At 61.9% G+C, this 16,213-nt stretch carries 2 protein-coding genes; both read left to right on the forward strand.

Features of this window, described 5'->3' with window-relative positions; genetic code table 11:
* The first annotated feature begins 15 nt into the window (after positions 1 to 15).
* Complete coding sequence (locus tag NFH98_RS08950) at positions 16 to 3,927, forward strand: ATP-binding protein (protein WP_045994932.1); 3,912 nt, start codon at positions 16 to 18, stop codon at positions 3,925 to 3,927.
* Between the two features lie 405 nt (positions 3,928 to 4,332).
* On the forward strand, positions 4,333 to 15,837 hold the full coding sequence (locus NFH98_RS08955) for a retention module-containing protein (protein ID WP_349622572.1): 11,505 nt from the start codon (positions 4,333 to 4,335) through the stop codon (positions 15,835 to 15,837).
* Positions 15,838 to 16,213 lie beyond the last annotated feature (376 nt).

Consider the following 16,213-nt stretch of genomic DNA (forward strand, 5'->3'; position numbering starts at 1 on the left):
CGCAGGGACACCATCATGCGGGACGCCCAACACGATGCTTCCCAGATAACGGACCAGGACCACCTGGCACTCTTTGGGCACTTTTCCCTCAACCTGGGAGACGATGTCCTCGTTCAATTCAGCTACGACAAGGTCAAGGCGCTGCTGGTCTACCTGCTGCTGCATCAGCAGCCGGTCAACCGCGCGACCCTGGCCGAACTGCTGTGGCCCGACCAGGGGTTGTCCTCCGGTCGTACCAACCTGAGACATGCCCTTCACTGTCTGCGCCAGTCGCTGGGGGATGAGGCCGACAAGGTGTTGACGGTGTCGCGCCAGACCATCGCCTTTCAACTGCCGGCGCAATGGGGGTTCGATGTTCATGACCTGCAGCGGCTGCTGGAGGGTAGTCGTGACATCGACACCCTGGAAGAATTGCTGGGGTTGTATCGAGGCGACCTGGTGGAGGAGCTGCAGCTGCCGGCCTGTCCCGATTTCCAGCGTTGGCTGATTCAGGTGCGCAACGAGTGGCGCCAGCGGGTCATTCGCTTCGCCGAGGACGTGCTCGACCAGGAAGGCAGCATCCCCGATGCGCTGTTGCAGGAGCTGGTCAGCCGATTTTCCGGCTACGCTCCCTTTCATGAAAAGCTGGTGCGCCAACTGGCCGAGCAAGGCCAGATGGCGGCGGCGCATGAGCAGTACAACGCCTTTTTGCAGTTGCTGGCGCTGTCCGGGCAACAGCCAGACCCCAGTTTCCTGCAGTTGGCTTGTTACTGGTCCGACGGACAGCCCGAAAACCCGTCCTTGTCGCCCAAGGGCGCCTTCTCGCGGACCCTGGCGATGGACAGTCCGCCGCTCGGTGAAGAAGAGGTCGAGCACCGACAGCTGTCGGTCATGGCGATTCGCCTGACACTGGACGGCGACATGGGTAGCCGGGCCGAGACGCGGGCCTGTCTAGCATTGCAGATCGAACTGATGCGCTGGCTCGAGAAGCAGTGCCACCATCTGGGTGGCTTCTGGTTGCCCGGGGCCACGGGCGGGCTGGGGCTTGCCTGTTTCGGTACCCATGGGCCGGCGCATCAGCTGGCCGAACTGGTGGCCCTGTACGAACACTGTCGACGTCTGTTGGCGGAAGAGTCGCAGCGACACTGGACCGGTGAAGGGAGCCTGCCCCACATGACCCTGGCGGCGGGCCTGAACAGTGGCCAGGTGGTCTATCTGCCGTCGCGCCACCTGGTGGATCCACTGGGTCAGGTGACCCAGCGGGCACTCGACCTGATGAGCGCCGCCGAGGGCAGCGAACTCGTCATTTCTCAGGAGGCCAGCCAGCACATGCCGCCGGCGCTGGACCTGCAACCGAGGTTGTTTTCCCGGTTGGTGGCAAGCGACGGCCGAGTTCGCCTGCGTGCCCTGGTGCTGGGCACCAATGAGGGCGGCCGTGACGCGACGCCACCAAGCCTGGTGGGGCGCGAGAACGCGCTGCGCATGCTGCGCGACGCCCTGGCGCGGGCCGGTATCGGTCTGCGTCAGAGCGTGCTGGTGAAGGGGCCATCGGGGCTTGGCAAGTCGGCACTGCTGGTGGGGTTTCGTCACCTTGAGCAGAGTCGCGACGCCACCATCTGCTGGCAGCCCAACACCCGCATGTCGGTGCAGGAATCCTATGGTGTGGCGCGCCACCTGGTGCGCTGGCATCTGGGGGGCGAGATCGACAGCGAGGGCCTGGCCGCGTTGGTCGAGCGCCTGGGGCTAAGCGAGCTGGATGACGACGATATTCGTTGGCTCGAAGAGGCCATGGGTATTCGCGAACCTCACGAAGTCTCGCTGCTGGCGCAGAGCAGCGAGGCGGTGGAAGCGGTGGTGGCGCTTCTGCATGGGCTGATTCATGAGCTGTCACAGGAACGTCCGCTGGTACTGATGATCGACGACCTGCAGTGGGTCGACGAGCCATCGTTCAAGGTGCTGGCCGGCCTCCAGGCGCGGCTGCCGATCAACTGTCCGCTGTTGTTGATCGCCAGCCATCATGGTCGTGAATCCTTGCCCACCCGACTGCACTGGGATCAGCAGATTGCGCTTGGCAGGCTCGATGCCATGCAGTCATCGCGGCTGTTGACCCAGCTGGCTCGGCGCTATCGGCTGCATCTGTCGCCGCGCCTGCGAGGCCAGATCATCGAGCGCTGCGATGGCGTCCCGCTCTACCTGCAGGAGATCTGTCGTCGTCTCGACATGGACCGGCGGGAAGGGCGTAGCGTCCAGCTCGACGAACTGCCCCACGGCCTGCTTGGCCTGTTGACCAGTCGCATCGATCAACTGGATGGCGATCGCGAAGTGGCGCACATCGCTGCAGTGCTGGGTCGCCACTTCCGCTTCGACTTTCTGGCCGAGTGCAGCGGTTGGGAGCCGGAACGGCTGAGCCGGGCGCTGGAAGAAATGCGTCGACTCGAGATCATCGAGCCGTCCGATGGTGACGTGGGGGCGCGAGAATTTCAGTTCACCCACCAGCTGCTGCATGAGGCAGCCTATCTTTCCTGTCCGCGTGACGTGCGGGTCGACATGCATCGCCGCGTGGTTCAGTTGATCGAAGAACGTTTCCCGGTGTGGATCAGTCGTCATCCCGGTGACTTCGCCATGCACCTGCGGCGCAGCGGTCACTACGCTCGAGGCGCGCGCTACTTCGAGCTTGCCGCCCGGGAGGCGCTCAAGGTCAGTGCCAATCGCACGGCGCTGAAGATGGCCGACGCCGGCCTCGCCAGTCTGCGCCAGGTCGAGCCCCAGGCAGAGCGCGAAATCAGCCTGCTGACGGTGCGTGGCCAGGCCGCTTTCGCCCTGGAGGGGCATGGTTCGCCTACCGCCCACGAGAGCTTCGTCAAGGCACGCGAGCTGCTGGCTGAGTGCACCACCGACCTCGAGGATGAGGACGATCTCGAGCAGGCGTTCCTGGTCAAGTGGGGACTATGGGTTGGCTGCAGTCAGCGCAACGCCCACGCCGACGCCTTTCTGCTGGCCTCGCGGCTGAACGATCTCGCCTTGCGCCTTGAGGACCCGCGCTACCAGCGCCTGGCCGACTACGCCGGGGCAAGCTGTGAGTACTGGGCTGGCAGAATTCGCCAGGCCTATGACCATCTGGAAGAGCTGGATCCGCTGAACAAGCCGATGATGATCGAGTGGTTGCCGTTCTCTGACCACCCCCAGGTGGCGGCTGCCTGCTTCCAGGGATGGGCGCTGTGTCTGCGTGGCGACTACCAGCGGGCGGAACGCCATGTGGAATCGGCCATCCGCCTGGCGGAAGAGATCCATCATCCCGGCAGTCTGGCGATGGCGCTGATGTACGCCTCTGCGTTGTATCGCCAGCTTGGGCATGTCCACGAGGCGGCCAATCGGGCCCAGCGAGCGTATGAGCTCACCGGCAGCTCCGATCTGCACCTATGGCAGGTCGCCTCCCGTGCGGTACTGGGATGGCAGCAGGCGTTGGCGGGGAGTCGTGAAGGCCTGCAGCAGCTTCAGGCGGCCCACGAGGAACTGGCGGAAGTGACCGGCCGGGACCCGAGTCAGCGTCCGAACCTGTGGTACGTGGACGCCTGTCTTGCCATGGGGGAGCTGGAGCAGGCCGAAGACTATCTGGATCAGTGTCTGCTGATGGCCCGAGAGCGCACGACGCTGTTTGTCCCGGAGCTTGCCACCCAGTTGGCGCTGGTACGCCACCGCCTGGGTCGCGACGCCGAAGCGGTACGGACCCTCGCCGAGCAGGCGCGTACCCAGGCGGAGCGGGACGGCAACCTTCATCAATTGCTCGGGGCCCTGGAAGTCTGGCTGACGTGTGTCGATCCCGACGACGATGCGGTTCGAAGCGAGTTTCGCCGCCTGCTGTCCCAGGTCAGCCTGAGCGATGCGCCGGTGTTGATGCGCTGGCGAAGCCTGCTTGATCGTCGGGTATCGCAGACCACCGACGCTTGATGCGCTAGCTACCCATTCACTGACGTCTCACCGACAAGACGACGCCCGACTGGCTTGGCCAGTCGGGCGTTTCTGTTTGTTTCTCCCAGGCGCCTCGCGCTGTCAGCTCCAGGCGTCCCCAGTCTGCGTGTTCTCGTCGCCAGCGCTCCTGGCAAGGGCCAATTTCGCACCACGCTGTTCCGAAATCAGCATGAAACAGACGATAAAACGTACAAAAGTGGCAGCAAAAAGCATGACTTTCTATGGTGACTAGGAGGAAAGCAGTATCTCGGAAGGTGCATTACTTGATCGTAGCGACTATTGGCCATTGGTACAGTGTGTAACGATGTGTAACGTAAGTAGTATTATTCGTACCAGTTTACTAGCCATTGTCTTACGCTCCGTTACGAAAAATTCGAGGTCCCCGTGCCTGTTACCATCGCTACTGTCAGCTCATTGCAAGGAAACGCCTGGGTCAAACGGCCGAATGGCGACGTCATCGCTCTGGAAGAAGGGGATCGTCTGGACGTCGGCGATATCGTCATCACGGCGGACGGCGCCCTCGTGACGCTGCAGTTTGCGGACGGCAGGCCCGGTGTCACGCTGGTCGATGCGCAGCAGGTTTCGTTGCCCGAGGATATGGGGCAGGGCGACGCTTCCTCGGTCGAGATTCTGGACCAGCAGCAAGTAACGGAGCTGTTGCGTCTGCTCGAGTCGGAGGTACCCGATCTGCTCGAGGCGATAGAGGCACCTGGCCTGGGGGAAAGTGGCGGTGGCGCGGAAGAGGGCTTCGATTTCGTGCGCCTGTTGCGCATCTCCGAGTCTGTTGATCCCCAGAGCTACTCCTTTGGTGGGGCGGGAGCAGTGGAGTCGCTGGAGTCGGTAGAGGGCGGTGGGACTCCCATCGCCGACGACGAAGAGGTTTTCCTGGCGGAAGGTGAGCCCGATCTACCGCCGATCGAAGCGGGAGAGGGCTCCGTTTCGGCCGGAGACAACAGCGTCGTTGAAGGAAGTGGCCAATCTGTCACCGGCAGCGTGACAGTGACGGCTCCTGCCGGTGTGGCGCGTGTTGCTGTCTCGGGCGTCGATGTATCGGGCGCTTCGGCCGCAACGCCAGTCCTGATCGATGGGCAGCACGGTACCCTTGCGATCACCGGCTTCGATCCTGATACCGGGACGATCGACTACGTCTATACCGAAGACGGTCAGCCAGCCGACCACTCTGCCGGTGACGACAGCGTGTTTGATCGCTTCGAGGTGGTGGTGACCGACAATCGGGGGTCGCAAGCCGGTGACAGCCTCGACATCAATATCCTCGATACCGTGCCGTTGGCTGAAGATGACGCTGCCCGGGTCGGCGAAGATAGCAGTGCGCCGATTTCCGGTGACCTGCTGGATAACGACCTTGCCAGGTCCGATGGACTGAGTTTCGTAGGTTTCGACGACACTTCAGCAAGATATGGCTCCTTCACCGATCACGGTGACGGCACCTGGAGCTACTCCGTCAATACGGTGAATGCGGCGGTGCAGGCCCTTGATGATGGCGAGCATCTGATGGAGACCTTCAGCTACACCGTCAAGGACGCCGATGGCGATATCAGTACTGCGACCTTGACCGTGCTGATCGACGGTAGCACGGATGGTGATCCCAATGTGGTGATCCAGGACAGCGATGGTGACGTCACGGCCGGCGACAACAGCGTAGTGGAGGGCAGTGGCGAGACGGTCTCAGGCGAGATGCTGCTGACAGCCAGCGCAGGAATCGGCACTGCGACCATCGCCGGGTCGGATATTACAAAGGCTACCGCCGACAATCCAGTGGTAATAGAAACCGACCAGGGCAAGCTTGAGATCATCGGCTTTGCCAATGGTGCCGTTGATTATCGCTATACCGAGAACTCGCAAGGCGCGGATCATAGCGCCGGCGATGACAGTGTTGTCGATCGCTTCGAGGTAGTGGTCACCGACACTGCCGGTGAAAGCCGTTCCGACAGTCTGGACATCAACATCCTCGATACCGAGCCCGAGGCCGTGGCCGACACCACCAGCACCGCCGAGGACTCGGCGGTCAGCTACAACGTGCTCAGCAACAGTGATGACACCAGCGACACCCAGGGTGCCGATGGCGCGACCCTGACCGCGGCCAGCGTGCAGGGCGGGGCCAGTGTGGGTTCGGTGAACTTCGCGTCCAATGGCGAGATCACCTTTACCCCGGCGGCGGGCTTCGAAGGCAAGGCGGTCATCGACTACACCCTCACCGATGGCGACGGTGATACCGCGTCCTCGACCCTGACCGTGACGGTGGCGGCGGACTCCACACCGACCATCGACCCGAGTGGCCCGGACGGCGATCCGGCGACCGCCGATGGCGCCTACAGCGTGCAGGAAGCAGGACTGGATGGCGGTGCAGGTCAGTCCCCGGGCAGTAACGCCGCCAGCAACAGCGAGACCACCAGCGGCCAGTTCCAGAGCAGCACCGGCAACGATGACCTGGCGCGCTACGAGGTGAAGGACAAGGACGGCGACTGGGTCCCGGTCAATGCGAATGGCACCACGGTCGCCGGTGATTACGGCACCCTGACGGTGAACACCGACGGCAACTGGTCGTACACCCTGACAAGCAGCGCGAGTCAGGACGATAAGGACAAAACGGGTCTGGATGACAGCGTGCCGGAGACCTTCGGCGTGCGGGTGGTGGACAGCGATGGCGATACCTCCGACCCGGCCGATCTCACTATCGCCATCGGTGACGATGGCCCGAGTGCGGTGGCCGACACTACCAGCACCGCCGAGGACACGGCGGTCAGCTACAACGTGCTCAACAACAGTGATGACACCAGCGACACTCAGGGTGCCGATGGTGCCACCCTGACCACCGCCGCTCTGCGCAATTCGAGCCAGGGCAGCGTGAGCTTCACCAGCGACGGCAACGTCACCTTTACCCCGGCGGCGGGCTTCGAAGGCCAGGCGGTGATCGACTACACCCTCACCGATGGCGACGGTGATACCGCGTCCTCGACCCTGACCGTGACGGTGGCGGCCGACTCCACACCGACCATCGACCCGAGCGGCCCGGACGGCGATCCGACGACCGCCGATGGCGCCTACAGCGTGCAGGAAGCAGGACTGGATGGCGGTGCAGGTCAGTCCCCGGGCAGTAACGCCGCCAGCAACAGCGAGACCACCGACGGCCAGTTCAAGAGCAGCACCGGCAACGATGACCTGGTGCGCTACGAGGTGAAGGACAAGGACGGCGACTGGGTCCCGATCAATGCCGATGGCACCACGGTCAGCGGCGAGTACGGCACCCTGACGGTGAACACCGACGGCAGCTGGTCGTACACCCTGACAAGCAGCGCGAGTCAGGACGACAAGGACAAAGCGGGTCTGGACGATAGCGTGCCCGAGACCTTCGGTGTGCGGGTGGTGGACAGCGATGGCGATACCTCCGACCCGGCCAATCTCACTATCGACATCGGTGACGATGGCCCGAGTGCGGTGGCCGACACCACCAGCACCGCTGAGGACACGGCGGTCAGCTACAACGTGCTCAGCAACAGTGATGACACCAGCGATACCCAGGGCGCCGATGGCGCGACCCTGACCGCGGCCAGCGTGCAGGGCGGGGCCAGTGTGGGTTCGGTGAGCTTCGCGTCCAATGGCGAGATCACCTTTACCCCTGCGGATGGCTTCGAAGGCAAGGCGGTCATCGACTACACCCTCACCGACGGTGACGGTGATACCGCGTCCTCGACCCTGACCGTGACGGTGGCGGCCGACTCCACGCCGACCATCGACCCGAGCGGCCCGGACGGCGATCCGACGACCGCCGATGGCGCCTACAGCGTGCAGGAAGCAGGACTGGATGGCGGTGCAGATCAGTCCCCGGGCAGTAACGCCGCCAGCAACAGCGAGACCACCGACGGCCAGTTCAAGAGCAGCACCGGCAACGATGACCTGGCGCGCTATGAGGTAAAGGACAGCGACGGCAACTGGGTCGAGATCAATGCCGATGGCACCACGGTCGCCGGTGATTACGGCACCCTGACGGTGAACACCGACGGCAACTGGTCGTACACCCTGACAAGCAGCGCGAGTCAGGACGACAAGGACAGAACGGGTCTGGATGACAGCGTGCCCGAGACCTTCGGTGTGCGGGTGGTGGACAGCGATGGCGATACCTCCGCTGATGGCACCCTGAGCATCGCCATCGGTGACGATGGCCCGAGTGCGGTGGCTGACACCACCAGCACCGCCGAGGACACGGCGGTCAGCTACAACGTGCTCAACAACAGTGATGACACCAGCGACACCCAGGGTGCCGATGGTGCCACCCTGACCACCGCCGCTCTGCGCAATCCGAGCCAGGGCAGCGTGAGCTTCACCAGCGATGGCAACGTCACCTTCACCCCGGCGGCGGGCTTCGAAGGCCAGGCGGTGATCGACTACACCCTCACCGACGGTGACGGTGATACCGCGTCCTCGACCCTGACCGTGACGGTGGCGGCCGACTCCACGCCGACCATCGACCCGAGCGGCCCGGACGGTGATCCGACGACCGCCGATGGCGCCTATAGCGTGCAGGAAGCAGGACTGGATGGCGGTGCAGGTCAGTCCCCGGGCAGTAACGCCGCCAGCAACAGCGAGACCACCGACGGCCAGTTCAAGAGCAGCACCGGCAACGATGACCTGGTGCGCTACGAGGTGAAGGACAAGGACGGCGACTGGGTCCCGATCAATGCCGATGGCACCACGGTCACCGGTGACTACGGCAGTCTGACGGTGAACACCGACGGCAGCTGGTCGTACACCCTGACAAGCAGCGCGAGTCAGGACGACAAGGACAAAACGGGTCTGGACGATAGCGTGCCCGAGACCTTCGGTGTGCGGGTGGTGGACAGCGACGGTGATACCTCCGCTGATGGCACCCTGAGCATCGCCATCGGTGACGATGGCCCGAGCGCGGTGGCTGACACCACCAGCACCGCCGAGGACACGGCGGTCAGCTACAACGTGCTCAACAACAGTGATGACACCAGCGACACCCAGGGTGCCGACGGCGCCACCCTGACCACCGCCACTCTGCGCAATCCGAGCCAGGGCAGCGTGAGCTTTACCAGCGATGGCAGCGTCACCTTTACCCCGGCGGCGGGCTTCGAAGGTAAGGCGGTGATCGATTACACCCTCACCGATGGCGACGGTGATACCGCGTCCTCGACCCTGACCGTGACGGTGGCGGCGGACTCCACACCGACCATCGACCCGAGTGGCCCGGACGGCGATCCGACGACCGCCGATGGCGCCTATAGCGTGCAGGAAGCAGGGCTTGATGGCGGAGCAGGTCAGTCTCCGGGCAGTAACGCCGCCAGCAACAGCGAGACCACCGACGGCCAGTTCAAGAGTAGCACCGGCAACGATGACCTGGCGCGCTACGAGGTGAAGGACAAGGACGGCGACTGGGTCCCGATCACCGCCGATGACACCACGGTCGCCGGCGATTACGGCACCCTGACGGTGAACACTGACGGCAGCTGGTCGTATACCCTGACAAGCAGCGCGAGTCAGGACGACAAGGACAAAACGGGTCTGGACGATAGCGTGCCCGAGACCTTCGGTGTGCGGGTAGTGGACAGCGATGGCGATACCTCCGCTGATGGCACCCTGAGCATCGCCATCGGTGACGATGGCCCGAGTGCGGTAGCCGACACCACCAGCACCGATAAAGGTACGTCGAAATCCTACAACGTGCTGAAGAATGATGACGGCACCAGCGACACCCCGGGCGCCGATGGCGCGATCCTGACCGAGGCCAGGGTGCAGGGCGGCGATAGCGTCGGTCGCGTAACCTTCACCAGCGACGGTAACGTCACCTATACCCCGGCGGCGGGCTTCGAAGGCAAGGCGGTCATCGACTACACTCTCACCGACGGCGACGGTGACACCGCGTCCTCGACCCTGACCGTGACGGTGGAGCCCGACGCCACGCCAACCACACCGTCGACCGACACCGATCCGACCACCCAGAGCCCCGTGGCGATCGTCGATGAGGATGGTTTGTCCGGTGGCAACAAGGGCGGTACTGGCGATGTGGACGGACAGTTCACTGTCGCCACTGGAGATCTGGGTTACCGCTTTGGCGACGATGGTGCGGCTAGCACCAAGGCTTTCCAATGGAATCTGACGGATCTGCCCGAGCTCTATACAGCAGACGGGCGCAAGGTCGCGTTCTCACTTGTCGACGGTGGACATACCGTGGCCGGCAGCGTAGCCGGCGCCAGCGGCGCCGAGTCAGTCATCACCATAAAGCTGACAGATGAGGCCGCCGGCGATTACCAGGTGACGCTGCATCAGGCGCTCGAGCACGCCGAGCGCGAAGACGAGAATGATGTGTCATTTGACGTCGGCTATACCATCACCGATGGCGATGGTAGCAAGGCGATAGGCAAGTTGACGGTAGTGATCGATGACGATACGCCGGTGGCCTTCGATACCGTCGATGGCGTGTTGTCTTCAGGCACCGTTGGCGATATCAACTTCGCAGATGCAGCGGGAGCCGACGGTATCGGCGCCGTGCAGTTTTCCTCGGCGTTGGATGGCAGCGCTGTGCTGAGCCTGAACGGCGCGACCCTGGTGACCTCAAATGGCGAACGTCTCACCTACCGGCTGAACGATGGAGGAAAGACGCTTGAGGCGACGACGGCCGGTGGCGACGTGGCCTTCGAAATAGCTCTGGCGGCGGATGGCTCCAGCTACGAGGTGAATGTCCTTGATGATGCCATCATGACGCTGGCGGACTCAGGCCAGGCTATCAGTGATGGCAGAACAGAAGTCTTTTATGAAGGGCACAATACCTCTACTCAAGGCCATCGGTTTGTGGCGTTTGACGGTAGCGATGGCGGCCCCGATGTGGTGGTGTCCGCCTGGTCTTTCAATTTTCCGGGCGAGTCCTGGTTGAGAACGGATGGCGGCACCCAATTGGCACCAGGCGGTGACGACAGGACCACGTACAACGAAGTGGCACGTTTCGACTTCGTCGATAATCTGAGCTTTTCCGACGAGGAGCCCAATTGGGAGCAACACCGGGGCGTTACTCGTTTTGAACAGGTAGTCGACCTCGCCAACCTGGATGGGCGGACAACACCCGCATCGTTCAAGGTAACCGCCATTGCCTTGGCCCCTGACGGTGACAACACCAGCGGTCATCCGCACGAGGTCAGCGGCGATGCGCTTGCCCTGGATGTTGATGAGCTCCGTTTTCTGGATGGCTCAGGAAACGACATTACCGCGTCCGTGACGATCGTGGAGAATTCTGATGGAACTCTTTCGGTGTCTGGGGTTCCCGATGGCGCTCGGCTCGTTCTCGAGACCGAGAGTGCGTTCGAGGCGATCGAAATCCGCGCCACGAATACCAATACGCGAGTCGGTTTTACCCTGGGGGATTTCGAGTACACCTGGCTGAACGGGACCTTCGATGCTGACGACGCATTGTCCCTGGGGCTGCAGGGAACCGACGGGGATGGTGACACCGCCGAGGGGACTCTGGAGCTTACGCTGCCGGGCAGGGCTCAGTTGGCCGGACTCGACCCTTTCGCTTCCGAACTGGTCGTCAGCGAGGCCAACCTGGCCGATGGTAGTCAGCGCAATAGCAGCGAACTGACACGCGCCGGCAGCTTCGATGTCGATACGCCGGATGGACTCGAGACGCTGAGCATCGGAGGTCGAAGCCTGACGCTTGCCGACCTGCAAGCCTTGTCCGGCGATCCCGTCGCCCTGGATACCCCGTACGGCACTCTGACCTTGACGGGATACAGCGGTGATGCGAGCGGAGGTACGCTCAGCTACGAGTATCTGCTGGAGCGTAAGGTCGACAACGACAGTCAGAGCGGGGCCACGGATACGGAATTCGCGGATACCTTCGCTGTTGAGGTGGTTGATGTCCGGGGCAATACGGCGTCTGGCGAACTGGATGTCGCCATCATCGATGATACTCCCTCTGATTTTGTGGCAGACACCGGGCTCCTGGTGACGGGCTCCAGCGGCCATATCAACTTCGAAGAGGCCGGCGCAGACGGTCTTCGCGATATCGGCTTCGACGCCTCGCTCGATGGACAGCGAGTGTTTGATCAGGATGGTAACGCGCTTTTCCTGGTGACTCGGCCGCTACTCTGGAAGTTGAGTGCCGACGGCTTGACCCTTCAAGCGGTCGCTGGCGACACAGTGGCCTTTGAGGTGGGCCTGGCAGGAGACGGCTCACAGTACGATGTGACCAGCTTCGAGCGTATCAACGCTGGCCAGGTACAATCTGGTTTCGTTCAACGGGATGCCAAGACCTTCGGGGGAGGAAATAGCGCTCGTACCTTTACCAACTCCGCTGATGACGAAGCCCCGGTCGTGTTGTTTACCGGCTATAACACCAATGCCAACAGTGCGATTGGTGCGAATTTCAACAGTGCCAGTAGTGCGGATCGGCTCTTTGTTGGCGGGTTCAACGGCAATGATGCGGGAACGCAGAAGACCGGTGCCAACGAGGTGATGCGCTTCGATTTTGTCGATTCAGCCACCTATGGCGGCCAAGGCCTATCCTGGGGGGAGCATCAAGAGGTCGTTCGCTTCAGCTACGGTATCAACCCCGGCGCGGCCGGCGGTCCTTCCAGTCAGGCAACCTCTACCCATATCTTGCAGGCTATCGTCTATGACGGTGATGGGGGCGGTTCAGGGATACCCTTCGAGCAGCAAGGCAGGGTGCTTGCGCTTTCGCCAGACGATGTGAGATTTCCGTCGGGTGGCAACGTGACGGTGCTGGCTGACGGTAGTCTGAGGATCAGTGGCGTCCCCAGTGGCGGATACGTGCATCTAAACACCGATGAGCCGTTCGAGGCCATCAACTTGTATGGCGTCAGTAATGCCAGTGCCTTCTATCTGACGCGCACGTCGAACTCGGCCTTGACCGAGGCCGGCAGCATCGACATCGCCCTGAGTGCGACCGACAACGACGGGGATGCCGCCAGCGGTACCTTGACGCTGGAAAACAGGGAGGCAGCGATCCCGTCAACGCCGGAAAGCGATGGCGATCCGAGCACCCTGAACCCGACGGCCACCCTCGACGAGGATGGCCTGGCCGGTGGCAACGCTGGCGGCAGCGGCGATGTGGCGGGTGAGGACACGGTCACGAGCGGAACACTGGGCTACAGCTTTGGCAACGATGGCGCTGCGGCGAGCGGGGCCTTTACCTGGAACGTCGCGAGCCTGCCGGGCGATCTGAAGACGGCAGATGGTCGAGCGGTAAGTTTCCAGTTGAGCAGCGATGGCCACACCCTGACCGGCACGGCGAGCGATGGCAGTGGCGGCAGCGAAGACGTGGTCACCATCGCCTTGACCGATCAGAGCAGTGGAGCCTATCAGGTGACGCTGCACCAGGCGCTCGCTCATGCAGCCGGCAACGACGAAAACGATCTGCTGTTCGATGCCACCTATACCATCGTCGACGCCGATGGCAGCCAGGCCGATGGTGCCCTGTCAGTGGTCATCGATGACGATGCCCCGGTGGCGACGAGCGACACCAACGCCATCATCGAGAACATGGCGCCGGTCTCCGGCAACGTGATCGGTGGTCCGGGGGCGTCCAGTGGTGATCAGGCCGACGCCCCCGGTGCTGATGGGGCCAGCGTCACCGCCGTCAGCCAGGGTTCTACCACGGTGTCCTCGTTGAATGCCGACGGCAAGCTGGTGATCAAGGGGCAGTACGGCACCCTGACCCTCGACACCCAGGGCGGCTATAGCTACGCGCTTGATAGTGACAATGCCGAGGTCGCGGCGCTCGACAAGGGCCAGACCGTCGATGAGAGCTTTACCTATACGCTGACCGATGGGGACGGCGATGCCAGTGACGCCAGCCTGACCATTACCGTGACCGCCACCGACAACGACGCCCTGGTGGTTGGAACCAACAGCGACGATACCGTCCAGGGTGGTGGTGGCAATGACGTCCTGATCGGCGACACCGGCGGCAAGTACACCGTGGTGGAGCCGGCGCAGAACTATAACTTGTCCTTTATCCTGGATACGTCGGGCAGCATGGCGTTTAAGCTTGGCGATACCGGCAAGACGCGGCTTGAGGTCGCGGTAGAGGCGCTCAAGGCCAAGCTTGATGAGCTCGCGACGTTTGAGGGCATCATTAATGTACAACTTGTCGGTTTTGCCCAGGCCGCGAAGTCGGAACCGTTCTTGAACTTGTCACAGGACAATGTCCAGGATGCCAAGGACTTTCTGGATTCTTTAGAGGCGAAAGATGGCACCAACTACCAAGAAGCCTTTAACGTCGCCAGCGACTGGATGACGGAAACCAGCTCCAATGGCTACAACAATGTGGCTTACTTCCTGAGTGACGGTAGCCCGACACTTCATAACACCACTGCGGGCACTGGTGTGACCGCTTCGCCCAACGATTCCACTGCGCTGGACGTCTCGCAGGCTGTCAAGGCGTACGAGACACTTGCCCAGATTAGTCAAGTGGAAGCCATTGGTATCGGCAACGATGTCAATCGCGAGATACTCAAGGTGGTTGATAACACCGCTGACGGTGGCTTGACAATGGTGCCGTTACCCTATGCGTCAGGTGAGACGCAATCGGTCGATTATCCAGCAACCTTCGATGCCGGTGACACGGGCAGCCTGGGACAACTGGAGAACTGGCACCAGACAGGTGGCAGCGGGTCGGTCAGCGTCGTGAGAAATGGCAGCAGGACGTATCTACGTATCGCTGACAGCGGCACCAATGATGGAGCTACCACGGTGGTCAGCGACAGCATCACAATGTCTGAGCCGGTTAACGCCAACGACTTCTACAGTCTTGCCTTTACTTACCAGACAAGTGACAGAGAAAGTTCCAACGGAATTGTTCGGGACCACTTTGTCTGGCGAGTGGAAAAGCTGAACGATGATGGCACCTGGGAAGTCGTGTCAAACAATTTCGAGAATGCGGTAGGTACCACCACCACTACCCAGATCATGGCCAATAGTCTGAAAGGGGGGACGTACCGGCTCGCTTTCGATGTGGATAACGGTACCGGTTCGTCCGACTTCGTATTAGCGGTGGGAGGCGTTTCACGCAGTCTCTATCGCTACACCGACGACGAACTGGTGCCAGCCGGTGAAGATCTTATCGTCAATTCCGCCGAGGAGTTCGAGACCGCACTCGATGGTGGCTCGTCTTCCGATGTGCCGCAGGAGGTGGGCAACGACCATCTGATCGGGGGGGCGGGGGACGATATCCTGTTCGGCGATCAGATCGAACCCGCAGGCGTCGGTGGTGAGGCCGGTAGTGGCTACGACGGTCTGGTCGACTATCTGACTGGCCAGAACGGTGCGGAGCCGACCCAGGAAGAGACGCTCGACTTCATCAAGGCCAACTACGACAAGTTGATCGATAAGACCCGTGCCGATGGCGGCCAGGACCTTCTGGAAGGCGGGCAGGGCGACGATCAATTGTTTGCCAGCGCCAACGATGACATCTTGATCGGCGGCGCCGGTGACGACTTCCTGCTGGGTGGACTGGGGTCCGACACCTTCAAATGGAATCTGGGAGACGCCGGCAGTGCCACCGACCCGGCCCTCGACGTGGTCAGTGATTTCCACGTCGAGGACCAGACTCTGAGCATGGATCCGAATGCCGACAAGCTGTCCCTGGGGGATCTGCTCAACGACTTTGACTCCTCGAGCACTGACCCTGACCAGTCGGCGTTGGATAGTTTTGTCTTCGCCCAAGAGGAAGACGGTGGCACCGTGCTCTACATCAAGAGCGATGGCGGGCTCGATGATCAGCACAGCAACGCCGATCAGAAGATCACCCTGAGCGGTGTCAGCATGGGCGGTCAGTCGTCGGAGGCCTTCCTGACGATGCTGCGTAATTACGGGCAGCTCGACGTGGAGTAGGCCTGGGTCGTCATGACCAGAGTTGCCATAAGAGAGAGCCGGGCCACCTTTGGGTGGCCCGGCATTTTCTTGTTCTTGGATTGCAAACAGGATGTTAAAAGGCAACGTTTATTTCTGCTCGATTCCTTAGGGCTTGTCTGAAAAGTGCCTGCGCTCGGTAATACGGCGTTAAAAATCGGATCAAAATGCTCATTTACACCCCGTAAACTGCGCTTTCTCACCAATTTTTGCCTTGTCTAACCTTCGCTCGTCGACTTTTCGGACAGCGCCTAGTTCTTTGCCCCTTTTCCTTTCGCCTTTAATTGCCTATTCAAGATTCGCCTTTCCTGTATTTTCTCAAGCCGTCGGTCACTTGCAACGGAGTATCTAGCGACAC

Origin of the sequence: Halomonas sp. H33-56 (assembly GCF_040147035.1) — a bacterium.
GTDB classification, from domain to species: domain Bacteria; phylum Pseudomonadota; class Gammaproteobacteria; order Pseudomonadales; family Halomonadaceae; genus Halomonas; species Halomonas litopenaei.